At 58.7% G+C, this 23547-nt stretch carries 20 protein-coding genes; 12 read left to right on the top strand and 8 right to left on the bottom strand.

The window, feature by feature from the left end:
* Positions 1-66 precede the first annotated feature (66 nt).
* Positions 67-1095, top strand: coding sequence for an HDOD domain-containing protein (locus MLD04_RS00920; RefSeq protein ID WP_248153832.1), 1029 nt, complete (start codon positions 67-69; stop codon positions 1093-1095).
* Here the strand turns inward: MLD04_RS00920 and MLD04_RS00915 are convergent.
* Entirely contained in the window at positions 1092-2408 is a 1317-nt protein-coding gene (locus MLD04_RS00915) for a YihY/virulence factor BrkB family protein (protein WP_248153831.1), read from the bottom strand. The genes MLD04_RS00920 and MLD04_RS00915 overlap by 4 nt on opposite strands.
* Positions 2409-2605: 197 nt before the next feature.
* Here MLD04_RS00915 and MLD04_RS00910 point away from each other — a divergent pair, with 197 nt between their 5' ends.
* The gene (locus tag MLD04_RS00910; RefSeq protein ID WP_248153830.1) at positions 2606-3865 is read left to right on the top strand and encodes an OmpP1/FadL family transporter; all 1260 of its coding nucleotides are present in this window, start codon (positions 2606-2608) and stop codon (positions 3863-3865) included.
* 9 nt (positions 3866-3874) lie between these two features.
* On the opposite strand, the gene MLD04_RS00905 is transcribed toward MLD04_RS00910, so the two are convergent.
* Positions 3875-4804, bottom strand: coding sequence for a D-2-hydroxyacid dehydrogenase (locus MLD04_RS00905; protein ID WP_248153829.1), 930 nt, complete (start codon positions 4802-4804; stop codon positions 3875-3877).
* Between the two features lie 77 nt (positions 4805-4881).
* On the opposite strand from MLD04_RS00905, the gene tmpT reads away from it, so the two are divergent.
* The 4 genes from tmpT to MLD04_RS00885 all read left to right on the top strand — a co-directional run bounded on the left by tmpT (position 4882) and on the right by MLD04_RS00885 (position 10750).
* The gene (tmpT, locus tag MLD04_RS00900; RefSeq protein ID WP_248153828.1) at positions 4882-5535 is read left to right on the top strand and encodes a thiopurine S-methyltransferase; all 654 of its coding nucleotides are present in this window, start codon (positions 4882-4884) and stop codon (positions 5533-5535) included.
* A gap of 399 nt (positions 5536-5934) precedes the next feature.
* A complete protein-coding gene (locus tag MLD04_RS00895; protein ID WP_248153824.1) occupies positions 5935-7857 on the top strand; it encodes a PrkA family serine protein kinase in 1923 nt (640 codons plus the stop codon).
* A gap of 32 nt (positions 7858-7889) precedes the next feature.
* Complete coding sequence (locus tag MLD04_RS00890; protein WP_248153822.1) at positions 7890-9185, top strand: YeaH/YhbH family protein; 1296 nt, start codon at positions 7890-7892, stop codon at positions 9183-9185.
* Entirely contained in the window at positions 9182-10750 is a 1569-nt protein-coding gene (locus MLD04_RS00885; protein WP_248153818.1) for a SpoVR family protein, read from the top strand. Before MLD04_RS00890 ends, MLD04_RS00885 begins: the two co-directional genes overlap by 4 nt.
* A gap of 66 nt (positions 10751-10816) precedes the next feature.
* Here MLD04_RS00885 and MLD04_RS00880 read toward each other — a convergent pair whose 3' ends face one another.
* The 3 genes from MLD04_RS00880 to MLD04_RS00870 all read right to left on the bottom strand — a co-directional run bounded on the left by MLD04_RS00880 (position 10817) and on the right by MLD04_RS00870 (position 13341).
* Positions 10817-12175 carry a TrpB-like pyridoxal phosphate-dependent enzyme gene (locus tag MLD04_RS00880; RefSeq protein WP_248153814.1) on the bottom strand — a complete coding sequence of 453 codons (1359 nt, stop codon included), beginning with the start codon at positions 12173-12175 and terminating at the stop codon, positions 10817-10819.
* Positions 12176-12236: 61 nt separating this feature from the next.
* Positions 12237-12968, bottom strand: coding sequence for an LrgB family protein (locus MLD04_RS00875; RefSeq protein WP_008939312.1), 732 nt, complete (start codon positions 12966-12968; stop codon positions 12237-12239).
* The gene (locus MLD04_RS00870; RefSeq protein ID WP_248153811.1) at positions 12961-13341 is read right to left on the bottom strand and encodes a CidA/LrgA family protein; all 381 of its coding nucleotides are present in this window, start codon (positions 13339-13341) and stop codon (positions 12961-12963) included. Before MLD04_RS00870 ends, MLD04_RS00875 begins: the two co-directional genes overlap by 8 nt.
* 137 nt (positions 13342-13478) lie before the next feature.
* On the opposite strand from MLD04_RS00870, the gene MLD04_RS00865 reads away from it, so the two are divergent.
* Entirely contained in the window at positions 13479-14927 is a 1449-nt protein-coding gene (locus tag MLD04_RS00865; RefSeq protein ID WP_248153807.1) for a WS/DGAT/MGAT family O-acyltransferase, read from the top strand.
* 12 nt (positions 14928-14939) lie between these two features.
* Here the strand turns inward: MLD04_RS00865 and MLD04_RS00860 are convergent, their stop codons facing one another.
* A complete protein-coding gene (locus MLD04_RS00860; protein WP_248153801.1) occupies positions 14940-15569 on the bottom strand; it encodes a TetR family transcriptional regulator in 630 nt (209 codons plus the stop codon).
* Between the two features lie 199 nt (positions 15570-15768).
* Between MLD04_RS00860 and MLD04_RS00855 the strand changes: the two genes are divergently transcribed.
* Both MLD04_RS00855 and MLD04_RS00850 read left to right on the top strand, forming a co-directional pair.
* On the top strand, positions 15769-16872 hold the full coding sequence (locus tag MLD04_RS00855; protein ID WP_248155355.1) for a ferredoxin reductase: 1104 nt from the start codon (positions 15769-15771) through the stop codon (positions 16870-16872).
* 58 nt (positions 16873-16930) lie between these two features.
* Positions 16931-18022, top strand: coding sequence for a fatty acid desaturase family protein (locus tag MLD04_RS00850; RefSeq protein ID WP_248153795.1), 1092 nt, complete (start codon positions 16931-16933; stop codon positions 18020-18022).
* Here the strand turns inward: MLD04_RS00850 and MLD04_RS00845 are convergent.
* Positions 18010-18447 (bottom strand): RrF2 family transcriptional regulator, encoded by a 438-nt coding sequence (locus MLD04_RS00845; RefSeq protein WP_248153791.1) that lies wholly within the window; start codon positions 18445-18447, stop codon positions 18010-18012. The two genes, MLD04_RS00850 and MLD04_RS00845, sit on opposite strands and share 13 nt — an antisense overlap.
* 570 nt (positions 18448-19017) lie before the next feature.
* Between MLD04_RS00845 and MLD04_RS00840 the strand changes: the two genes are divergently transcribed.
* The 3 genes from MLD04_RS00840 (at position 19018) to moaA (ending at position 22928) form a co-directional block, all read left to right on the top strand.
* Entirely contained in the window at positions 19018-19536 is a 519-nt protein-coding gene (locus MLD04_RS00840; RefSeq protein WP_379883271.1) for a hemerythrin domain-containing protein, read from the top strand.
* Positions 19529-21811, top strand: coding sequence for a nitric-oxide reductase large subunit (locus MLD04_RS00835; RefSeq protein ID WP_248153788.1), 2283 nt, complete (start codon positions 19529-19531; stop codon positions 21809-21811). Before MLD04_RS00840 ends, MLD04_RS00835 begins: the two co-directional genes overlap by 8 nt.
* A gap of 124 nt (positions 21812-21935) precedes the next feature.
* The gene (gene moaA / locus MLD04_RS00830) at positions 21936-22928 is read left to right on the top strand and encodes a GTP 3',8-cyclase MoaA (RefSeq protein WP_248153785.1); all 993 of its coding nucleotides are present in this window, start codon (positions 21936-21938) and stop codon (positions 22926-22928) included.
* A gap of 68 nt (positions 22929-22996) precedes the next feature.
* Here moaA and MLD04_RS00825 read toward each other — a convergent pair whose 3' ends face one another.
* Positions 22997-23539 (bottom strand): nitrous oxide reductase accessory protein NosL, encoded by a 543-nt coding sequence (locus tag MLD04_RS00825; RefSeq protein WP_248153781.1) that lies wholly within the window; start codon positions 23537-23539, stop codon positions 22997-22999.
* Positions 23540-23547: the final 8 nt, after the last annotated feature.

Raw genomic sequence — 23547 nt, 5'->3', positions numbered from 1 at the left:
ACGCCCCACTATACTCTCCCGAGGGGATACGTACTTAATCGCGACTGATCGAACCGGAGGCAACGGATGCCAGGCTTTCTCTCCTGGATATCGGGCTTTTTTTCCAGTGGACAAATCGGCGAACCGGCGCCTGAAACCCGGCTCTTCAATCCTGCCAGTGAGAAGCTGGCTAACGAACAGTCCCACTCCGACAGGGAGCTGGCCACACAGCTTGAGGAACACCTGTTCTGCTGGCTCCTCGATTCTCCTCCCCAAACGCTCAGAGCAGATATCGGTCATCGTCAGCAGGAACTGGAAACGCTGGACCAACGCCTGCAATCGGGCGTGCTGGAGGAGTTGCCCCGTCAGCCACTGAGCCTGCCCATGCTGATGCGGGCACTCTCGGATGAGAGCACCGACCGCCAGAAACTGACGGACATTATCCTGAAAGATCCCGCCCTGACCGACCAACTCCTGCAGGTTGCCAATAGCCCATATTTCCGGCCCGGGGAACACACCATCGAGTCGGTGGACCAGGCGGTATTTGTGCTGGGAATCGATGGCATCCGGAACGTCATTGCGGCAGCCGTCATGCGGCCGATGATGGCGGCGCGCAACAGTCGCGAAGCCCTGTTCGCCCAACGATGCTGGCGCTGGGGGTTGAGCTGCGGGCGGGCCGCGGAGATGGTTGCGCGGCTTCAGGGCGCCGACCCCAGTGCCCATTTCATGACCGGACTGCTTCCCTCCCTCGCCTACCTGACCCTGCGCCGGGAGCTCAACCGCATCTGCCGCACCAGTGCCTCCGGTGCGGAACCGGAGCCCGCCTTGATCCGGCAGGTTACCGCCCGCTACCAGTGGACGACCTGCCAGTTGCTCGCCAACGAATGGGCCTTGCCACCGAAATACCATGCGCTGCTGATGTCAGCTGAGCGACCGTCACCGCGTCAGGTACACACACCGTTAACCGATGGCATGGTGCTGGCCAGTCGCGAAGTGCTTCGGCACGCCCACCAGAGAAACCTGGCGGAAGAAGATCTGCCCAGGCTGGTTTTGCTCAATGCAGAACAGATCGGCCAGGTTCGCAAGGCACTGCGTCGAATGCTTCAGGACGGCTAAGCCTTCTGAGGTATCCCGTCCCGCAACAACGACGCCAGGGTTGCAGAGTTGTGGCCATGGACGTTCGCCAAAAGGTCGGGCGGCAATATCGGCGGCAAACGGTCTGCAATCCCGTCCTCGTCTTCGCGTACCACCGTCAGGATATCGCCAACGCTGATCAGGTCCAGCGCCCGGCCGGGCGCCAGCTGGTCCCCCTGCCCGCCGGCCAGGGTCAGGAGTCCGGCGCGGATGAGTTTGTCACTGACGGTCCTGGTAACCTCCCCCGGCACCCTCAAGGCCTGCTCCAATGCTTCCTGCTGGGGAGCAGCGCGGCCTTCGCTGAAGGGTTTGGCCACCATCCAAATGAGAACCAGAGCCACTTTCTCCTGAAGTTCCGGGGCCATCTGGACACGGCTACGTTTGGCCACCGAACCGGGATTCTGCAAATAGAAGGCAAGACTGGCGCCCAGCAACAGCACCATCCAGTTCACGTAGATCCAGATCAGCAGGATGATGCCGATGGCGAAACTGGAATAAATGGCCGCATACTTTGAGGAACCCGCCACGAACGAGGCGAACAGCATGCCACCCGCCTGCCAGGAAATGCCGGCCACCAGACCCGCAATGAAGGCATAACGCAATTTTACCCGGGTGTTGGGAATGAACACATAAACGAAGGTGAACGCACCAACCACCAGGAAAAACGGGGTAAACCGGCTGATCGCGAGGATCAGCGACCCGAACGGCTCAATCGCCATCAGGGTCTGGACCATGTCGGAGGAAAAAATGGTCGCAGTAATCCCGATGGCAGACACCATCAGCAAGGGCCCCACCATGATCACGCTGAGGTAATTGCTGAAACGCTGGGACAGGGACCGCATGTCCGGCACGCGCCAGATCATATTGAAGGAACGTTCGATCTTCTGGACCAGCGAGATCACGGTATAGACCAGCAGGGCAAGCCCGACGGAACCCAGGACCCCCACCTTCATGTTATCCACGAACCCCAGGATCTTCTCGGCAAGGTCCACCCCTTCCGGCCCCATTGGCTGAAAGAACTGGAACAGGAAAGGTTCCATGCGCTGGTGAACCCCGAGCGCCTTGAGCACGGAAAAACTCAACGCCAACAGCGGCACGATGCTGAGCAACGTGGTGTACACAAGGCTCATGGCGTGCAGGGTCAACTGACCACTGATCACATCACGGATCAACGCATACGCCGACCGCCCGACCTTGTACAGCCATGTCCATGGCCAGCGTTGGGGCGGATTGGGATTCGCGAGTATCCAGTCTTCGGCCGCCTGCAGCCGTTCTTTTAATTGGAATGAAGCCACTTGAGGTCCCGTTTCCAGTGATTTTGCTCAGTTTATCAGCGATCTAGATCAACGCTACACAGTATGGCCCATCGTAGCCGGTTTGCGAGTTCAAACGGGCCAATATAACCATATTAGCTTTCATTACTTCAGCTTATAACCAATTTTCTGTATAAAACGAACCCACATTCAACATTTGCCAGATACGGGTTTTCGATATGCGCCTCAAAAAGGCTCTGACCATTGCCACCGCCAGCGCGCTGCTGCCAACGGCTGCATTTGCGACCAACGGCTATTTCAGTCACGGCTATGGCACCATCAACAAGGGTATGGCCGGTGCCGGCACCGCGCTTTCCCAGGACAGCATCGCCGCCGCTACCAATCCGGCGGGCATGGCGTTCGTTGGCAACCGGATTGACGGCGGCCTGGAGCTTTTCTCACCCCGCCGTGAGTACTCGGTGTCCGGAGCCAACCCCAACCCTGCTCCCAACAGTGCCTTTTATCTTCGGCCTGGTACCTATAAAAGCGACTCGAACGTCTTTGCGATTCCACACTTCGGCATCAACCACCAGCTGGATGACCGGAACACCGTGGGCGTATCGGTGTTCGCCAACGGCGGCATGAATACTGATTACTCCGGCGAGAACGGCGGCCCCTTCTATGGCGGCGACACCGGCGTCAACCTGGAGCAGCTGTTCATTGCCCCGACGTGGACCTGGAAATTCTCCGACAACCAGGCCCTGGGCTTCTCGCCGGTGATTGCCTACCAGCGCTTCGAGGCCAAAGGGCTTGAGAAATTTGCACCCTTCTCCTCGGATCCGGACCACCTCAGCAACAATGGTACCGATGACGCCTGGGGCTATGGCTTCCAGATCGGCTGGCAGGGGCAGATCACCGAGCATCTGCGCGGTGGGCTGAGCTGGCGCAACATCCTCGAGATGAACGAGTTCGACAAGTACCGTGGCCTGTTCGCCGAACAGGGGGATTTCGACATTCCCCAGATGTTCAATGCCGGGCTGGCCTGGTCCGGCATTGAGGACCACTGGATTGTGCTCGACGTTCAGCGCATCGAGTACAGCGATATCAACAGCGTGGGCAACCCGATGATGCCCCTGACCCCGGGATCACTCGGTACCGATGAGGGGCCGGGCTTCGGCTGGAACGACATGACCATCGTCAAACTGGGGTGGCAGTGGCAACAGACGCCCGCCCAGGCATGGCGAGCCGGTGTCAGTTACGGTGAACAGCCGATCTCCGAAGACAACGTCCTGTTCAACGTGCTTGCGCCGGGTGTTCAGGAGTGGCACTTCACCGGCGGATTCACCCGTACCCTGAGCAACGGTCTGGAAGTGTCCGGCATGGCCTTCTATTCCCCGGAAAAATCCGTCAAGGGCGAGAACCCGCTCGGTCCGGGCCAGGACATTGAATTGAGCATGCATCAGTTCGGCGTATCCGCCAGCCTGGGCTGGCGGTACTGAACGCGGCCGTCAGGAGGACAGGTTCTCCGCCGTAATCTCAACAATCCGTTGCCGCGCTTCCCGGCTGGCCCAGGCGGAGTGAGGGGTGATGATCAGATTGGGGATGTCGTCGGCCAGCAGCGGATTGCCATGGCGCGGTGGCTCCTCGGTCAGCACATCGAAACCGGCACCACCGATGGTGCCGGACCTGAGCGCATCCGCCAACGCCTGTTCATCCACCAGACCGCCCCGGCTGGTGTTGATGAGCAGGGCGTCCTTTTTCATCATTTCCAGCTCTCGCTTGCCAATCAGGTTCCGTGTCTCATCCGTCAGCAGACAGTGAAGTGACAGCACATCCACCTGTGGCAACAGCTCGTCCAGCGGAATCCGGGGATAACCATCCACCTCACCGGGCGCCTGCCCCGGGCGGGCACCGAGCAGGATCTTCATGCCAAACGCTTTGGCGCGCTCCACCACGCCCTGCCCCAGATCTCCATAACCGACGACCCCGAGTGTTCGCCCTTCGAGCTCAAGAATGGGGTGGTCCATCAAGCAGAACATGTCGCTTTTGGCCCAGCGCCCGGCGCGAACATCCCGATCGTAATCCAGCAGGCGGGTCGCCAGTGCCAGCATCAGTGCCAGGGTATGCTGGGCAACGGTCGAGCGGCCGTAGTGGGTTACGTTCAGAACCCGGATGCCATGTTCTTTGGCTGCGGCCTGATCGATGTTGTTGAGCCCGGTCGCGACCACGGCAATCGTCTTGAGTTCCGGGCAGGCTTCGAAATGCTCGCGAGTCAGCACGACCTTGTTGACCAGCACGGTATCGAACCCCCGCATGCGTTCCAGCACCTGATCCGGTGCGGTCCGGTCGTATTTTTTCAGTCCGCCCGTTGCGGTTTCGATGGATGACAGATCGACATCGTCACCCAGTGTGCTAGCGTCAAGGAATACCGCTTTCATGCTTTTCTCCTAACTCAAGAAGGCTACAGATTAAGGTAGACTGGAGAAAACGTCCAAATCCCGTGGAGGAACCGTCTGTGGAACACGAATTCTGGCATGAACGCTGGGCGAAGAAGGAAATCGGCTTCCATGAAGGAACCGTCAACCAGTACCTGCACGACCACTGGCCAGACCTTGCTGGCAAGGGCAGCGACGCGGTGTTCGTCCCACTGTGCGGAAAGGCCAGGGACATCTGGTGGCTGCATGACCGGGGCCACCCGGTGCTGGGCGTCGAACTGAGCGAGATCGCCTGCAAGGATTTCTTCGAAGAAGCCGGGGAGAAGGCAAAGGTGCGCCCCGGCGAACCGTTTACCCGGTTTGTCCACGACGACCTGGAGATCTGGTGCGGCGACTTTTTCCAGCTGGTCCCCGATGATCTCAAACACGTCCGTCTGGTTTACGATCGGGCCGCGCTGATTGCGCTGCCACCCTCCATGCGACAGCAGTATGTCGAGCATCTGACGACCATTATCCCCGATGGCACCCGGATTCTGCTGATCACCCTGGACTACGACACCGACATCAAGGGACCGCCGTTCAACGTCAGCAACGACGAGGTTCAGGAGCTGTACGGGCTCGACTACGAGATCGAGCACATCCTTACCAACACCCTCGCGAAGGACCATCCGTTTGCCAAGCGGCGGGGTCTGGAGGGCGCTTCGGAAAGTGTGTTCCGGTTGACCAAGCTTTGATGTTGCCTGTTTGGCCTGGATATTTCCTGCAAGTCTGATCGGAGTGTATCGGGGGTTCTTTTTCGGGGTGAATGTGATGTCTGAGCGAAGCGAGTTCACAATCCGCCCCGAAAAAGAACCCCCGGTGCGCTCCAGCCCCCCAGCCAGGAGAGCTACGAAAGCCCCGCCCCCGGTAACACAATTTAATGAACCTTAACCACTCCCTCACTGTCCAACCGTCCGAACCTGAACTAAGCTCAGGTTAAACAGGCCCGGAAGATCGAAACATCCAAATGGGCTTGTAAGTATCCATTCCTTCCACCCATAACCAGAAAACTACCGCCTGGACAGGCGGTGCCAACAGCAACGGGGAAATTGCGTGAATTGAATAGCTGAATAACAGCGAGCGAGGGGCCATCTATGAGCATACTGCAGCATTTCAAAGACCGGTATGAAGCGACTCAGGAGGAAGAATACTCCCTTGAGGAATACCTGGAGATCTGCAAAAAGGACCCAACGGCCTACGCCACGGCCGCAGAGAGAATGTTAATTGCCATCGGCGAGCCAGAGCTGGTCGATACCTCACGTGACCCGAGACTGTCACGCATATTTTCCAACAAAGTTATCAAGCGTTATCCGGAATTCTCCGAGTTCTACGGCATGGAAGATGCCGTTGAAAACATCGTCTCGTTTTTCCGCCACGCGGCCCAGGGCCTGGAAGAGAAGAAGCAGATCCTGTACCTGCTCGGCCCGGTGGGCGGTGGTAAGTCCTCCCTCGCTGAAAAGCTCAAGGCCCTGATGCAGAAAGTGCCCTTCTACGCCATCAAGGGGTCACCCGTGAACGAATCGCCGCTGGGGCTGTTCGATCCCGCCGAGGATGCCCAGATTCTGGAAGAGGAATACGGCATTCCCAAGCGCTACCTCAACTCCATCATTTCCCCCTGGGCGGTGAAACGCCTGCATGAATTCGGTGGCGACATCAGCCAGTTCCGGGTGGTGAAACGCTATCCGTCGGTACTGGACCAGATCGGTGTCTCCAAGACCGAACCCGGGGACGACAATAACCAGGACATTTCCGCCCTGGTGGGCAAGGTCAACATCCGCATGCTGGAAGATTTCTCCCAGGACGATCCGGATGCCTACAGCTTCAGTGGCGGCCTCTGCAAGGCCAACCAGGGTCTGTTGGAGTTCGTGGAGATGTTCAAGGCGCCGATCAAGGTCCTGCATCCATTGCTCACGGCGACCCAGGAAGGCAACTACAATACCACCGAGGGCATGGGTTCGGTTCCGTTCGACGGCGTGATCCTGGCCCACTCCAACGAGTCGGAATGGCAGACGTTCCGGAACAACAAGCACAATGAGGCGTTCCTGGACCGGGTCTATATCGTCAAGGTGCCCTACTGCCTGCGGGTGACTGAAGAGATCCAGATCTACAAGAAGCTGCTGACCAACAGTTCCCTGGCCGGAGCGCCCTGCGCGCCGGATACCCTGGACATGCTGGCGCAGTTCTCGGTGCTGTCTCGGATCAAGGAGCCGGAAAATTCCAGCATCTTCTCCAAGATGAAGGTGTATGACGGCCAGAACATCAAGGACACCGATCCGAAGGCCAAATCGATCCAGGAATATCGGGATGCCGCGGGCGTGATGGAAGGCATGGACGGGTTGTCTACCCGCTTTGCCTTCAAGATCCTCTCCAAGGTCTTCAACTTTGATACCACGGAAGTCGCCGCCAACCCGGTCCACCTGCTGTATGTTCTCGAGAAGCAGATAGAACAGGAACAGTTCCAGTCCGAGATTCAGGAGAAATACCTGCGCTTCATCAAGGAATACCTGGCGCCGCACTACGTTCAGTTCATCGGCAAGGAAATCCAGACCGCTTATCTGGAGAGTTACAGCGAATACGGTCAGAACCTGTTTGACCGTTACGTAACCTATGCCGACTTCTGGATTCAGGACCAGGAGTACCGGGATCCGGAAACCGGCGAGATTCTGGATCGCGCCTCGATCAACGATGAACTGGAGAAAATCGAGAAGCCGGCGGGCATCAGCAACCCGAAGGATTTCCGCAACGAGGTGGTCAACTTCGTGCTCCGGGCGCGGGCCAACAATCAGGGCCGGAATCCGTCCTGGCTCAGTTACGAGAAGCTGCGCAGCGTGATCGAGAAGAAGATGTTCTCCAACACCGAAGACCTGCTGCCAGTCATTTCCTTCAATCCCAAAGCCAGTCAGGAAGACCAGAAAAAGCACAAGCAGTTCGTCGAACGCATGGTCGAGCGAGGCTATACCGAGAAGCAGGTCCGGCTCCTGGCCGAATGGTACCTGCGTGTTCGCAAGTCTCACTGAATCAGTGATCGGTCACTGACAGGAGTAGCATTATGGGTACGACCCACATCGTCGACCGGCGGCTGAACGGCAAAAACAAGAGCGCAGTGAACCGGGAGCGGTTCCTGCGCCGGTACCGGCACCACATCAAAAAGGCGGTAGCCGATGCGGTGCACAAGCGCTCGATCACAGACGTGGAGCGGGGGGAAAGCGTCAGCATTCCCACCCGAGATATTGACGAACCGGTGTTCCATCACGGCCACGGTGGCCGCCGGGAGGTGGTGCATCCCGGCAACCAGGACTTTGTCGCCGGCGACACCATTCCCAAACCCGAAGGTGGTGGCGGCCAGGGCGGTGGCCCCGGACAGGCCAGCCCCGACGGCGAAGGCATGGACGAATTCGCCTTCCAGATCACCCAGGAGGAATTCCTGGATTTTCTGTTCGACGACCTCGAACTCCCCAACCTGGCGCGCAAAAAGCTCAAAGATACGGAAGCTTTCAAGTACGTGCGTGCTGGTTTCACCAACCAGGGCATTCCCGCCAAGCTCGATGTGGTGCGTTCCCTCAGGGGCGCCCATGCCCGTCGACTTGGCCTCGGTGGTGCCCGCCGGAAAAAGATCCGCGACCTGGAAAGGCAGCTCGAGGAACTGAAATCGGCCCCGGAGGAGCTGGATCCGGCGTTCAGTCACGAGGACCAGATCAAGGCACTGGAGGAGGAGATCGCACGGCTGAAGGCTAACGTGCGGCGGATTCCTTTTATTGACGAGATTGATCTTCGTTACCGTCAACACGTGAAGCAGCCCAAGCCGGCCACCAGCGCGGTCATGTTCTGCCTGATGGACGTGTCCGGGTCGATGACCCAGATGCACAAGGACATCGCCAAACGCTTCTTTATTCTTTTGTACCTGTTCCTGAAGAAGAACTACAAGAAGATCGAAGTGGTCTTTATCCGCCACCACACCAGCGCCAAGGAAGTGGACGAGGAGGAGTTCTTCTACAGTCGGGAAACCGGCGGCACCATCGTTTCCAGCGCCCTGAAACTGATGCAGAAGATCATCGAGTCCCGTTACTCCCCGTCGGAATGGAATATCTACGCCGCCCAGGCATCCGACGGCGACAACTGGAACGATGACTCCCCGGTCTGCGGCAAGTTGCTGGCCAATCAGATTCTGCCACTGGTGCAGTACTACGCTTATGTGGAAATCACGCCCCAGGATCACCAGATGCTCTGGTACGAGTATGAGAAGATCATGGAGCGATTCCCCCAGAGCTTTGCCATGCAGCAGATTGCGGATCCTGGAGAGATTTACCCGGTGTTCCGCCAGTTGTTCGAGAGGAAAGCCGCATGAGTGATATCGTCGATCGTCCGAATACACCGGACAACGCACCCTCCGACACCCGGAAGCCCATCTCCACAAGCTCGGAATGGACGTTCGACCTGATCCGGGAATACGACGAGGCCATTGCCGAGTGCGCCAGAGAGTTTGGCTTGGACACCTACCCCAACCAGGTGGAGGTTATCAGTGCCGAGCAGATGATGGACGCTTACAGCTCGGTGGGCATGCCAGTGGGTTATCACCACTGGTCATTCGGCAAACAGTTCCTCAACACCGCCAAGGGCTACCAGCGGGGCCAGATGGGACTGGCGTATGAGATCGTCATCAACTCCAACCCCTGCATTGCCTACCTGATGGAAGAGAATACCCTGCCGATGCAGGCGTTGGTCATTGCCCATGCCTGCTACGGCCACAACTCTTTCTTCAAGGGCAACTACCTGTTCCGCACCTGGACCGATGCCAGTGCGATCATCGATTACCTGGTGTTCGCCCGCAATTACGTGGCCGAGTGCGAAGAACGCTACGGCCTGGATGCGGTGGAACAGATCATCGATTCCTGTCATGCCCTGATGAATTACGGGGTTGACCGATACAAGCGCCCACCACCCATATCAGCGTCTGAGGAGGCGCGTCGTCAGAAGGAACGTGAGGAATACCAGCAACGTCGCATCAACGACCTGTGGCGTACTATTCCGAAGCTGGACGACGATGAGGACCCGGTGAAGAATCAGCGGCGTTTCCCCGAGGAACCACAGGAAAACCTGCTCTACTTCATCGAGAAAAATGCACCCCTGCTGGAAACCTGGCAGCGCGAGATCATCCGTATCGTGCGCAAGCTGGGCCAGTACTTCTACCCGCAACGCCAGACCCAGGTGATGAACGAGGGCTGGGCGACCTTCTGGCACTACACCCTGTTGCACCGGATGTATGAAAAGGGCCTGGTCAACGATGGCTTCATGCTGGAGTTTCTCCAGAGCCACACGGCCGTGGTCTATCAGCCGCCCTTCAACAGCCCCTGGTATTCGGGCATCAACCCGTACACCCTGGGCTTCTCGATGTTTACCGATCTGCGCCGCATCTGCGAGCACCCCACCGATGAAGACCGTGAATGGTTCCCGGATATTGCCGGCTCGGACTGGGTGGAAACGCTGCACTTTGCCATGCATAACTTCAAGGACGAGAGCTTTATCCAGCAGTTCCTGTCTCCGAAAGTCATGCGGGACCTGAAGCTGTTCTCTATTGAAAACGACGACCAGGAAGATCATTACACGGTCACCGCCATCCACGACGATCCCGGTTACCGGCCATTGCGGGAAAAGCTGGCGCGCCAGTACAACCTCAGCTACCGGGAACCCAACATCCAGGTCTGGAATGTGGACGTCCGGGGCGACCGCTCGCTGACCCTGCGGCATATTCCGGTCGACCGGGTTCCGCTGGGCGAAGACACCGAAGAGGTGGTCCGGCATGTCCACCGACTCTGGGGATTTGACGTGCATCTGGAAAGCGTCGATGAAGGCACCGTGGTGGAGGAATACCACTGCCCACCGCCTGATTTCGAGGATCTGGACAACCACTGAGGGCTGTCTGCGGAGCAGGAGACTCTGGGGAAACCGGGGCCAACAGGCCCCGGCTGAATGCACGTATCAGGCAGAAACGGAGGGCAGACCCGACAGGGCCATTGCCAGTTCCTGATCGTCGTACTCGTGATCGCTCAAGTCGCCGGCAAAGTACGCCGTGTAGGCCGCCATGTCGAAATGACCGTGGCCACACAGGTTGAACAGGATCACCTCGTCCTTACCCTCGCGCTTGCAGCGCAGGGCCTCTTCGATGGCCCCCTTCACCGCGTGATTGGCCTCCGGTGCCGGCACAATGCCCTCATTCCGGGCAAACAGTACGCCTGCCTCGAAACACTCCCGCTGGGTGTAGGACACTGCATCGAACAGGCCCAGCTCCTTGGCGTGAGACACCATGGGTGCCATGCCATGGTATCGCAGGCCACCGGCGTGGAAACCCGGTGGCGTGAAGCCGGAACCAAGCGTGTGCATCTTGGTCAGCGGCGTCATGTGCGCGGTATCACCGTAATCGTACGCGTATTTGCCACGGGTCAGCGTCGGGCAGGCGGAAGGCTCCACCGCTACGATGCGGGACTTTTCGCCACCGCGCAGAGCATGGCCCATGAACGGGAACGCGATGCCGGCAAAGTTGGAACCGCCACCGGTACAGCCGACGATCACGTCCGGCCAGCAATCGGCCATTTCCATCTGTTGCATGGCTTCCAGCCCGATAACGCTCTGGTGCAGCAACACGTGGTTGAGTACCGAACCGAGAGCGTACTTGGTGTTGGGATCCTGCACCGCCAGCTCCACCGCCTCGGAGATGGCAATCCCCAGGCTGCCGGTATGATCCGGATTGTCCGCCAGCACCTTACGGCCAAATTCGGTCAGCTCCGACGGTGACGGAACGCATTTGGCCCCGTACGTCTCCATGACCGCGCGGCGATAGGGCTTCTGATCGTAGGAGACCCGCACCTGGAACACGGTGACGTCGATATCGAACAGGGAACCGGCAAACGACAGCGAAGTCCCCCACTGGCCGGCTCCGGTTTCGGTGGTAAGCGTGCGGATACCCGCCTGCTGGTTGTAGAACGCCTGCGGGATGGCGGTGTTGGGCTTGTGACTGCCCGCCGGGCTGACGCCCTCGTATTTATAGAAGATCTTCGCAGGCGTGCCGAGCGCCTTCTCCAGACGATGAGCCCGATACAGCGGCGCAGGGCGCCAGAGCTGGTACACGTCCCGAACCGGCTGAGGAATCTCGATCTCCCGCTCGGTGGTCACTTCCTGCTGAATCAACTCCATCGGAAACAGCGGCTCCAGATCCGACGGCCCCACCGGCTGCTGGGTGCCCGGATGCAGGACCGCAGGCAACGGCTCCGGAAAGTCGGCCTGCAGGTTGTACCAGTATTTCGGCATCTGGCTTTCGTCGAGAAGAAACTTCGTTTGCATGGTTGGCTTGCCTCTGCGTGTTGTTGTCATCGTCTTTTAACGTTGTGCATGGAAATGTGCCTTAAAACAGCGCCTGCATCCAGTCCACCAGCCAGGGTACCAGTACAGCGGTCGCAAACGCCGACAGTGCCATGGCCAGGCCGGAAAACGCTCCCATCTGGGAACTCACCTGAAAGGCCCGTGCCGTGCCGATGCCATGGGCCGCCACCCCCATGGCAATGCCTTTTGCAGTATCGTCCCGGACCCGTATCAGCTCGAACAGCTTGGTGCCAAGCACGGCGCCGGTGATGCCGGTCACTACCACCAGCACCGCCGTGAGCGAAGGCAACCCTCCGATTTTCTCGGAGATCCCCATCGCCACGGGCGCCGTTGCCGACTTGGGGGCCAGGGACATCTGGATTTCCGTGGAACCGCCAAAGAAGCGTGCCAGCCAGATGGAACTCCCGGCGGCGATCACGACACCACTGAGCAGGGAAATGGTTACCGGCAGCCAGAGCTGGCGCAGGCGGGAAAACTGCTGGTATAGCGGCACCGCCAGTGCGACGGTCGCCGGACCGAGCAGGAAGTGAACGAACTGGCCACCCTCAAAGTAATCATCGTAGGAGGTGCCGGTCAGCAGCAGGAGCCCTATCAGCATGGCAACCGACGTTACCACCGGATTCACCAGTGGATTGGAATGGCTTTTCAGATAGAGGCGATAGGCCAGACCATAGGCCACGAGGGTGATGGTCAATCCCAGCAGTGGCGAAGCCGCCAGGTAGACCCAGATATCCTTCAGTCCGGGATCAGTCATTGCTCTGCTCCTCCGTCATCGGCTGTTTCACCAGCCATCGGGTCGTTGCCTGCATGATCAGGGCGGTCGCGACCATGGTGATGACCGTACTGAGCAACAGCGACAGGGTAATCGGCACCCACTCCTCGGCGATGCGATGAAAGTGGGCCATCATTCCGACACCCGCCGGAACAAACAGCAACGACAGGTGGCTGAGCAGTGCCCCGGAGGCCTGCTCCACCGAATCCGGCGCCGCCCCTCTAATCATGAGGGTGATGAACAGCATCACCATCCCCAGTACCGGCCCCGGAATCGGGATCCCCAGCAAACGCACGGTGACTTCACCCACCAGTTGGTAGATAAGAAGCAGGGTAATGCCATTGAGAAACTGCATATCAATCTCCGCCAGCCAATCGTGAAACCACTCAAAATCAGAGAACTTTAGCACCTATTTCATCGTGCATACTGTTGGATATCAGTATACTTGCACCCTGTGAATAGAAATCCCTTATAGGTGGAGTTAAACAAGGAATGAAACGTCTGGGAACACTGGATGCCTCATGGTTGGCCGTGGAATCTGAAGACACCCCGATGCACGTGGGTACGCTGCAGATTTTTTCACTGCCGGAGGGCGCTCCCGAAACCTTCCTGCGGGACATGGTCATCCGCATGAAAGAAGCCGGGGATGTTGCCCCGCCCTGGGGTTACAAACTGGCCTGGTCCGGCTTCCTCGGCCGTGTCGTCGCGCCCTACTGGAAGAAAGACAAGGACATCGACCTGGATTACCACGTTCGTCATTCCGCCCTGCCCCGTCCCGGGGGAGAGCGGGAACTCGGTATCCTGGTCAGTCGCCTGCACTCAAACCCTCTCGATTTTTCCCGCCCCCTCTGGGAATGCCATGTGATCGAGGGGCTGGAAAACAACCGCTTCGCCCTTTATACCAAGATGCATCACTCCATGATCGATGGCATCAGCGGCGTGCGGCTGATGCAACGGGTGCTGACAACGGATCCGGACAAGCGGGATATGCCACCGCCGTGGACAGTCAAGCCCCAGCGCCGCCGGGGCAGTAAAACCGACTCGGAAGCCAGCATCCCCGCCGCCGTTTCCCAGGCCATGGACGCGCTGAAGCTGCAGGCCGATATGGCACCGAGGCTGTGGCAGGCCGGTAACCGGCTGTTCCATTCGGTCCGCCACCCGGAAGACGGGCTGACGGCGCCGTTCACCGGACCCCAGTCGATACTGAACCACCGGGTCACCGGCCAGCGCCGGTTTGCCACCCAGCATTACCAGCTGGATCGCCTGAAGGCCCTGGCGCATGCCTCCGGCGGGTCGCTGAACGACATCGTCCTGTATCTGTGCGGTACCGCTCTGCGGCGTTTTCTGGTGGAACAGGACAATCTGCCCGACATTCCGCTGACCGCCGGCATCCCCGTAAACATCCGGCCGTCGGACGACCAGGGCACCGGCACCCAGATCAGCTTCATGATCGCCTCGCTGGCCACCGACGAAGCGGATCCGCTGACGAGACTCCAGGACATCAAAACCTCGACCCGTCGGGCCAAGGAACATCTGCAGAAATTGCCGCGCAGTGCCCTGACCCAGTACACCATGCTGCTGATGTCGCCGTACATCCTGCAGCTGATGTCAGGCATGGGCGGGCGCATGCGCCCGGTGTTCAATGTGACCATCTCCAACGTACCGGGACCGGAACACACGCTCTATTACGAAGGAGCGAGACTCGAAGCCATGTACCCGGTGTCGCTGATTGCCCACGGCGGTGCCCTGAACATCACCTGCCTGAGTTATGCCGGTTCGCTGAATTTTGGCTACACCGGCTGCCGGGACACTCTGCCGAGCATGCAAAAACTGGCGGTGTACACCGGCGAGGCACTGGACGAGCTCGAGAGTCTCATTCTGCCACCGAAACCGAAAACGGCCCGCCGCAGGAAAGCCGCCAAACCCGCCACACCAAAATAGTCAAAGAGTGGTTCAGGCGCTGTCGCTCTGCCAGTGGCCAGCGCCGAGGAAGATCATCTGAAGGAAGCGGGTCGTCCGCTTCCGGATCTGGCCGATCTGGTAATCGTCGTCCTGCGAGACGCTGAGCAGGTCGGTGAGGCTGAATGCCACGGTCCGGACTACCAGATCGCATGTCAGGTCCAGGTCAGTGTCGCTCAGATGCTCCATCAGCCGGAGCCGCCGCAGGTCGTTGGCCAGTTCACTGGCGAAAAAACGCATTTCGCTCCGGATACCTTCCTGCACCGCACGACTCTCTCCCGCCAGCCCCTGGGCCATGAACAGAAAAAAGCTCCGGTTGGCCTGGGCGTGGGCAACAAAAATCCCAACCGATTCCTCGATCAACTTGTCGGACTGCAGGACGTTGGCCCGGGCTTCCCGCATCATTCGCCGCAGCACCAGTCCCAGCTCATCCACCAGCTGCAACCCCAGATCGTCCATATTCCGGAAGTGCCGGTAGAAGGACGTGGGCACGACGCCCGCCTGCCGGGTGACTTCCCGAATTCCCAGACTGGCAAAGTGCCGGCCCTTGCCAACAAGCGCCAGCGCCGCATTCATCAGTTTCTCCCGGGTTTCGCCGGGCTTTCGCCGTTGTCGTTCTGTCATCTGCCATGCGCCATCGGAATACCAGGTTCACAAGTGTACACATTTCATAAAAAGAAAGTCTTTGAACCTTGTCATTTTGCGCCAACCCATCGACATGGATTGTTGCCGGATCAACTCGTGTGTACAGTCGTACACATTAGTGAACAAGTGTACACATCGATGAACGATGAGTACCAAGGATCCCATGGAGACCATGACCATGTTATCGAGCAACACACGCACCAAAGCGCTTCACTGGCTTGGAAAACAGCTATCCAACCAGAGCAATCCAACCTCCTGGCTGGACCCACTGTTATCAGAAATCAACCCGATGTGGGTACAGGCGTACACACCTGCTCGCGTACAACAGGTGATTCACGAAACCGAAGACACCAAAACCTTTGTCCTGAAGCCGGCTGGACGGTGGCAGGGATTTCAGGCGGGCCAGCATGTGAACATCTGTACCGAAGTGGATGGCGTACGCCGCACCCGTACTTTCAGCCTGTCCAGTTCGCCCCGGCTCTGGAAAGCTCAGGGACAGATCACCCTGACCATCAAACGCCTGCCCGGCGGACTGGTTACCAACTGGATGCACGACCATCTCGAACCGGGCGATGTCATTGGCCTGGGCGAGGCTTTTGGCGACTTCCTGATTCCGGATCCCGCCCGGCCGGTGCTCTACATTGCCGGTGGCAGCGGCATCACACCGGTGCTGAGCCAGCTGGAAACCATGGCGGCCCGGGACTACAACGCACCGGTCACTTTGCTGTACTTCGTGCGTACAGAAAACGATGTGATTGCCGGAGAAAAGCTCCGGGCTCTGGCAGCCCGCTATCCGGCTCTGACGCTGAAGATTGTTGCCACCAACGAGTCGCCCGATCCCCGGTTCCTGACCGGCAGTGATCTTGACGATGTCCCGGGCCTCAAGGCCCGACAGGTCTTTTTGTGCGGCCCCAAGGGGTTGATGGACCTGGCCAACGACTTGCTGGCGCAGCGCGGCATCCGCGAAGACCAGATTCACAGCACCTTTTTTGCGCCCCCGGCCCCGGCTCGCCTGGAAGGCGACACCGGTGGCAACGTGACCTTCACCAACAGTGATGTGCAGGTGAGTTCCGAGGGCGATGCCAACCTTCTGGAGATCGCCGAGGCCGCGGGCCTGACGCCTCAATACGGCTGCCGCATGGGCATCTGCCACCAGTGCAGTTGCCGCAAGACCAGCGGCACCGTGATCAACCGACTGACCGGCGAGGTATCCGGGCCGGGCGAAGAAAACGTCCAGCTGTGTATCTCGGTACCCCAGGGGCCGGTTTCCGTCGACGTTTAACCCGATTGAATTGAGTAATCGCAGACTTTTCGTTTAACGACGCTGCAAGGAGCTGATCATGAAAAAACTGAACGAAACCCAACTGCAGGAACTGGAGCAGGATCTCAATGCGATCCGCGATGACGTACTGGCAGACCTCGGCGAGCGCGACGCGCAATACATCCGCCGCATGGTTCGACTGCATCGGACGCTCGAGATCGGCGGCCGGGTCCTGATGCCCTTTGGCTTCATTCCGCCGGTCTTTGTGGCGGCCACTGCCTCGCTGGGCGTGGCGAAAATCCTGGAGAACATGGAAATCGGCCATAACGTGATGCATGGCCAGTACGACTGGATGAACGATCCGAACCTGCACTCCCAGACCTACGAATGGGACACAGTCTGCAGTGGCGATTCGTGGCGCCGCACGCATAACTATGAGCACCACACCTACACCAACATTATTGCCAAGGACCGGGACTACGGCTACGCCGTACTTCGCCTCAGCGATGACGAAAAATGGAAGCCCTGGCACGCTTTGCAGTTCATCAATTATGTTTTGCTGACGGTGCTGTTCCAGTGGGGCGTCGGCCTGCACGAACTGGAAACCGAAAAGCTGCATCGGCGTGAAATCCGCTGGCGCGACAAACTGCCGTTCCTGAAAGAGTTCGCGCGAAAAGGCGGCCGTCAGGCGTTCAAGGACTATGTTTTCTTCCCGCTGTTGACGCTGCCGGTTGCCCCGATTGTTCTGGCAGGCAACATTGGCGCCAACCTGATTCGCAACCTGTGGTCATCCACCGTGATTTTCTGCGGGCATTTCACGCAGGATGCGGAAACCTTTACCGAGGAAGAGTGTGAAGGGGAAAGCAAGGGCCACTGGTACCTGCGCCAGCTCTCCGGTTCGTCCAACTTTACCGGCGGGCGCTGGCTGCACATCCTGAGCGGGCATCTGAGCTACCAGATCGAGCACCACGTATTCCCGGACCTGCCGGCACACCGGTATCCGGAAATTTCAGAGCGCGTCCAGGCCGTCTGCAGAAAGCATGGAATCCACTACAACACCGGTTCCTTCTTCAGGCAGTACAGCACGGTACTCAAGCGAATCGGACAGTATTCACTGCCCGACCGGATGCGGCTTCGGCTGGAACGGGCCAACACACCTCAGGCGATCTGAAGCAGGCGCAATAACTGTGGCCGATGTCTATCCTGGATAACATCGGCCAGAGTGTATTTGTCGAGCACCGCAAGAAAAGCGGTCAATGCTTCTCCGAGCATCGATTTAAGGCCACACACGGGGGTTATCCGACAGGCGTTCTTCGAAGAGAAGCATTCGACGATGTTCAGGTCCTGCTCCGTCTCACGGACCAGAATACCAATATTGATCTCTTCGGGCGCCATGTGCAGACGCATGCCGCCCTTCTTGCCTCGAATGGTCTCGATGTACCCTTTCTTGTTCAGCTGATGCACGACTTTCATAAGGTGATTCTTGGAAATGTCGTAGCTGTCGGCGATTTCCTGGATGGTCGCAAGCTCATCACCCTGCACTGCCAGATAGATCAGTACGCGAAGTGAGTAATCCGTATAACGGGTGATATGCATTCTTTACTCCGGTATTCGATGGTCAATCTTGCAGCCAGGAAGGAGCTTTCAGAAATCGGTCCCCTACGCCGGCCAACTCTCTTTTACGCTGAAAACCAACATCCGGTTTTCCGGCAAGGCGCAATTTTCAACGTAACGACCGGCACCATTTCCTGTATCTATTATACCCGGAATCAGTGTAGAGGTCTGCCCAGCCGACTCAGGAAGGCAAGCCTGGCAACGTACGACACCTTGACGCCAACGGCAAACAGCAAGGTCCCGATGTGAGCCAGGATTTGCACAGCCATTGAAAAGGCCTCTGCCAGTGGATAGGCGATCAGAATTGTAGCGCAGAGTCCTGCGACACAAAGGGCCAGGGAAGAGTTAGCCAACGTGAGAAAGCGCTCCATAAGACACCTCATTAAGATATATTTTGTATATTTCTTATACTAGGCGCACAGACTAATGATTGCAACAGACTCCTCCTTCGGCGCATCTAAATACATACACCTACCCCAAAAGCATTACTCACTTTACTTCTTTTTAATTTAAGATGTATTCTTTATGAATCTTTATGAGGAGGAGAACACCATGAACAAGGTATTGCATTCATCGTCCCGGGCCGCGACCGAGGATCTGCCGACAGAGAGTCTGATCGAGCACATCCTCACACGTTTTCATGACGTGCACCGCGACCAGCTCCCCGAACTGATTCGCCTGTCAGAGCGGGTGGAGCGGGTACACGGTGGTCATCCACTCTGCCCCTCGGGTCTCACCGGGCAACTGCAGGACATGCAGGCTGAACTGGAGTCCCACATGGCCAAGGAGGAGCAGATCCTGTTCCCCATGATTGCCAGGGGAATCCAGGGCATGGCTGCGGGGCCGGTCTCCGTCATGCGGCACGAACACGATGACCACGGCCAGGCCCTGGAGGCCATCCTGGACACCACCGACACGCTTTCGATCCCTGAGGACGCCTGCAAGACATGGCAGGCGCTCTACGAGGGAATAAAGACTTTCAGGGACGACCTTCTGGCGCACATCCAACTGGAAAACAACGTTCTGTTCACCCGGGTAGACGGGGGTATGGGAGGAGCATCTCATGGCTAATTACCGAAGACTGTGGCTGATTCTGATCGCCACACTGGCTGTCACCTTTGCCCTGTTGGGCTACTTCGGCACGGAGGTTTACCGCGCCGCACCACCGATACCCGATCAGGTCGTGAACGAGAACGGCCAGACACTCATGACCGAGGACAGCATCCTCGACGGTCAGACCGCCTGGCAGTCCGTGGGCGGCATGCAGTTGGGCTCCATCTGGGGCCATGGAGCCTATCAGGCGCCGGACTGGACCGCCGACTGGCTGCACCGGGAACTGCTTGCGTGGTTGAACATCGCCGCGCTGGAGACCTATGGCACGCCATACAGCAACCTCAGCGGCCCGGAACAGAACGATCTGCAATACCGGCTGAAAACCGCCTACCGGACCAATACCTATGATCCGGAAACCGGAACACTGACCCTGTCCGATCGGCGCATTCGCGCCATCCGGGAAACCGCCGACTATTACAGCCGACTGTTCAGCGATGCCCCGGAGCTGAGAACCACACGCGAACACTACGCCATGAAGGAAGACACTCTGCCGAATGCGGAGCGCCGGGAGCGGCTGACCGAGTTCTTCTTCTGGACAGCCTGGGCCGCGTCCACCGATCGCCCGGGCAGCGACGCAACCTATACCAACAACTGGCCCCATGAGCCGCTGATCGACAACCAACCCACCGCGGAGAACATTGTCTGGTCCATTGTCAGCATCGTACTGCTCATCGCCGGCGTCGGCGGACTGGTCTGGGCCTGGTCGTTCCTGCGCAAACATGACGAGGAGGAACCGTCCGCCCCGGCGTCCGACCCCCTGTCCCTGGTCAAACTCACCCCATCCCAGAAAGCCCTGGGCAAATACCTGTTCCTGGTGGTCGCCCTTCTGGCATTCCAGGTAATGATGGGTGGCGTAACCGCGCACTACACCGTCGAGGGGCAGAGCTTCTACGGCTTCGACCTGTCGAAATGGTTCCCCTACTCGCTCGTACGGACCTGGCATATCCAGGCAGCGCTGTTCTGGATTGCCACCGGATTCCTGGCGGCCGGTCTTTTCCTCGCCCCCATCATTAACGGCGGCAAGGACCCGAAATTCCAGAAGCTTGGCGTCGATATCCTGTTCTGGGCCCTGGTATTGGTGGTCACCGGTTCGTTCATCGGCAATTTCCTCGCCATCGCCCAGATCATGCCACCGGAGCTGAACTTCTGGCTCGGTCACCAGGGCTATGAGTTCGTGGACCTGGGGCGTCTCTGGCAGATCGGCAAATTTACCGGCATTGCCTTCTGGCTGGTACTCATGCTCAGGGGCATTGTTCCTGCTCTGAAGCAGCCTGGCGACAAGAACCTGCTGGCCCTGCTGACCGCCTCCGTGGTTGCCATCGGACTGTTCTACGGCGCCGGATTCTTCTACGGCGAGCGCACACCGATTTCCATCATGGAGTACTGGCGCTGGTGGATTGTCCATCTGTGGGTCGAGGGCTTCTTTGAGGTGTTTGCCACCACCGCACTGGCTTTCATCTTCTGCAGCATGGGCCTGGTCTCAAGAACCATTGCCACCAGCTCCAGCCTGGCCTCCGCCAGCCTGTTCATGCTCGGCGGCGTTCCCGGCACCTTCCACCATCTCTACTTTGCCGGCACAACCACACCGGTGATGGCCGTCGGCGCCACCTTCAGCGCCCTGGAAGTGGTACCGCTGGTTGTGCTGGGCTACGAAGCCTGGGAGAACTGGCGCCTGAAATCCAGCGCACCCTGGATGGAAAAGGTCCGCTGGCCGCTGATGTTCTTCGTGGCTGTGGCCTTCTGGAATATGCTCGGGGCCGGTGTCTTCGGGTTCATGATCAACCCGCCAATTGCGCTCTACTACATCCAGGGGCTGAACACCACGCCGACCCACGCCCACGCGGCACTGTTCGGAGTGTATGGGTTCCTCGCCCTCGGCTTTACGCTGCTGATCCTCCGGTATCTGAGACCGAACCTGGTGTTCAACGAGCGGCTGATGAAAACGGGGTTCTGGTGGCTGAACGGTGGCCTGGTGCTGATGCTGTTCACCAGCCTGCTGCCCATCGGCATCATCCAGTTCCTCGCCAGCGCAGGTGAAGGGCTCTGGTACGCCCGGAGCGAAGCGTTCCTTCAGGGTGACCTGTTGCAGACGCTGCGCTGGGTCCGCACCTTTGGAGACGTGGTCTTCATTGTAGGGGCGCTGGCCGTCGGCTGGCAGGTGGTCTCGGCCCTGTTCTTCCCGAACCGGGTTCCCGTCGGCGCAACGCCGGCCGAGGCCGCCTCTGAGGCGTAAAGCGGACTATCCCGACACCTTCCGGTGTCGGGATTACCCCTCGGGAGGTATCGGATTCATTGATCCAATCTGCAATACTGCGACTATACTCATTATCAATCCACGGAGTCCCGGGATCCGATCCATGCCGAAGAGCAAGCTGACCGACCGTTTTGGTCGCACCGTCAATTATGTTCGTCTTTCCGTCACGGACCGCTGTGACTTCCGCTGTGTGTATTGCATGGCCGAAGACATGACCTTCCTGCCACGGCAGCAGGTTCTGACGCTGGAGGAAATTGCCCGGGTCGCCCGCAATTTTGTCGATCTTGGCACCGAAAAGATCCGCCTGACCGGCGGCGAACCCATGGTTCGCAAGGATATCCTGGAACTGGTCCGTGAAATCGGCACCTACGGGCTTCGCGATTTTGCCATGACCACCAACGGCAGCCAGCTGTCCCATATGGCCGAACCATTGCGCAAGGCCGGACTGCACCGCCTGAACATCAGCCTGGATTCCCTGGATGAGGACAAATTCCGGACCATCACCCGGACCGGCCGACTGAGCCAGGTGCTCGACGGCATTGATGCCGCCCGCGAAGCGGGATTCCGGGGCATCAAACTGAACACGGTGGTGATGAAGGGACGCAACGATGAGGAAATCCCGGAGCTGATCGAGTTTGCCCGGCGCAAGCAGGTCGATATCAGCTTTATCGAGGAAATGCCGCTGGGCGAGATCTCCGAACACGACCGTGGACTGGCTCTCTGCACCAGTGACGAAGTCCGGGACATCATTCGCAAACGCCACGACCTGGTACCGGCGACCGAGGATTCCGGTGGACCCGCACGCTATTACCGCATGCCGGACAGCCCGATCCGCGTCGGCTTCATCTCACCCCATTCCCACAATTTCTGCTCGACCTGCAACCGGGTGAGGGTCACCGTGGAAGGCCGGTTGCTGCTGTGCCTTGGGAACGAGCACTCGGTGGACCTGCGCCGGGTCCTCAGGGGCAACCCCGTCAATGATGAAAAGCTCCGGCAAACCATCATCAACGCCATGGACCTCAAGCCCGAGCGCCACCACTTCTCCAGCGATGGCGACGTGCAGATCCTCCGATTCATGAACATGACCGGCGGCTGATAGCCCTCGAACGAAAACGGGGTCAGATGAAAGCCTTCATCTGACCCCGTTTTTCACGGCATGGATTGTTAATGATCCATGTCGCCCATCTCGCCCATCGCCATACCGCCGCTGACATCCGCCAGCGTGATCTCACCATACCTCAGTACCCTGCCTCCATGGCTGTTCGCAAACTTCCGGGCTTCGGCTTCCAGGGCAAAGGACGCCAGGGTCGGCCCCATTGCGCCTTTGGCGTCCGAGCCGGCCACGTAAAAGGCGTCACGGGCATCAACCAGGGCGGTGTCAGCCGGGTTGTCCCAATCGGTCTGTGCCATGTCGTGGACGTACAGGGTGTCGTTCTGATGAATGTTTTCCGGCTGGAGTTTCCAGGCGAACAGCTCCCGGGTGGAACAGAACTTCCTGACCCGCTGACTGTCCCCGGCAATCGATTCGCCTTTGGGGCCAGGGAAACCACTGATGATCATCCCACATACATGGCATTCGTCGCCGGACTCGATGTGGACCGGCGCCGGCTTTTCAGCGACAGTTTCCTCGCCACCGGAACATGCGCTGATCGTGAAAGCGCTCAGAATAATCAGAAACCAGTGAAACCTGGGTATGTTCAACCTCATAACACTCT

Source organism: Marinobacter koreensis (assembly GCF_023156285.1).
Classification (GTDB): domain Bacteria; phylum Pseudomonadota; class Gammaproteobacteria; order Pseudomonadales; family Oleiphilaceae; genus Marinobacter; species Marinobacter koreensis.
The sequence above is the reverse complement of the archived record's forward strand: the minus strand, read 5'-3'. Positions and strand labels throughout refer to the sequence as shown.

Coding starts and splice junctions, on each gene's coding strand:
- MLD04_RS00920 (WP_248153832.1), top strand. CDS start 67: ATGCCAGGCTTTCTCTCCTGGATATCGGGCTTTTTTTCCAGTGGACAA.
- MLD04_RS00910 (WP_248153830.1), top strand. CDS start 2,606: ATGCGCCTCAAAAAGGCTCTGACCATTGCCACCGCCAGCGCGCTGCTG.
- MLD04_RS00905 (WP_248153829.1), bottom strand. CDS start 4,804: ATGAAAGCGGTATTCCTTGACGCTAGCACACTGGGTGACGATGTCGAT.
- MLD04_RS00895 (WP_248153824.1), top strand. CDS start 5,935: ATGAGCATACTGCAGCATTTCAAAGACCGGTATGAAGCGACTCAGGAG.
- MLD04_RS00890 (WP_248153822.1), top strand. CDS start 7,890: ATGGGTACGACCCACATCGTCGACCGGCGGCTGAACGGCAAAAACAAG.
- MLD04_RS00885 (WP_248153818.1), top strand. CDS start 9,182: ATGAGTGATATCGTCGATCGTCCGAATACACCGGACAACGCACCCTCC.
- MLD04_RS00880 (WP_248153814.1), bottom strand. CDS start 12,175: ATGCAAACGAAGTTTCTTCTCGACGAAAGCCAGATGCCGAAATACTGG.
- MLD04_RS00875 (WP_008939312.1), bottom strand. CDS start 12,968: ATGACTGATCCCGGACTGAAGGATATCTGGGTCTACCTGGCGGCTTCG.
- MLD04_RS00870 (WP_248153811.1), bottom strand. CDS start 13,341: ATGCAGTTTCTCAATGGCATTACCCTGCTTCTTATCTACCAACTGGTG.
- MLD04_RS00865 (WP_248153807.1), top strand. CDS start 13,479: ATGAAACGTCTGGGAACACTGGATGCCTCATGGTTGGCCGTGGAATCT.
- MLD04_RS00860 (WP_248153801.1), bottom strand. CDS start 15,569: ATGACAGAACGACAACGGCGAAAGCCCGGCGAAACCCGGGAGAAACTG.
- MLD04_RS00855 (WP_248155355.1), top strand. CDS start 15,769: ATGTTATCGAGCAACACACGCACCAAAGCGCTTCACTGGCTTGGAAAA.
- MLD04_RS00850 (WP_248153795.1), top strand. CDS start 16,931: ATGAAAAAACTGAACGAAACCCAACTGCAGGAACTGGAGCAGGATCTC.
- MLD04_RS00845 (WP_248153791.1), bottom strand. CDS start 18,447: ATGCATATCACCCGTTATACGGATTACTCACTTCGCGTACTGATCTAT.
- MLD04_RS00840 (WP_379883271.1), top strand. CDS start 19,018: ATGAACAAGGTATTGCATTCATCGTCCCGGGCCGCGACCGAGGATCTG.
- MLD04_RS00835 (WP_248153788.1), top strand. CDS start 19,529: ATGGCTAATTACCGAAGACTGTGGCTGATTCTGATCGCCACACTGGCT.
- moaA (WP_248153785.1), top strand. CDS start 21,936: ATGCCGAAGAGCAAGCTGACCGACCGTTTTGGTCGCACCGTCAATTAT.
- MLD04_RS00825 (WP_248153781.1), bottom strand. CDS start 23,539: ATGAGGTTGAACATACCCAGGTTTCACTGGTTTCTGATTATTCTGAGC.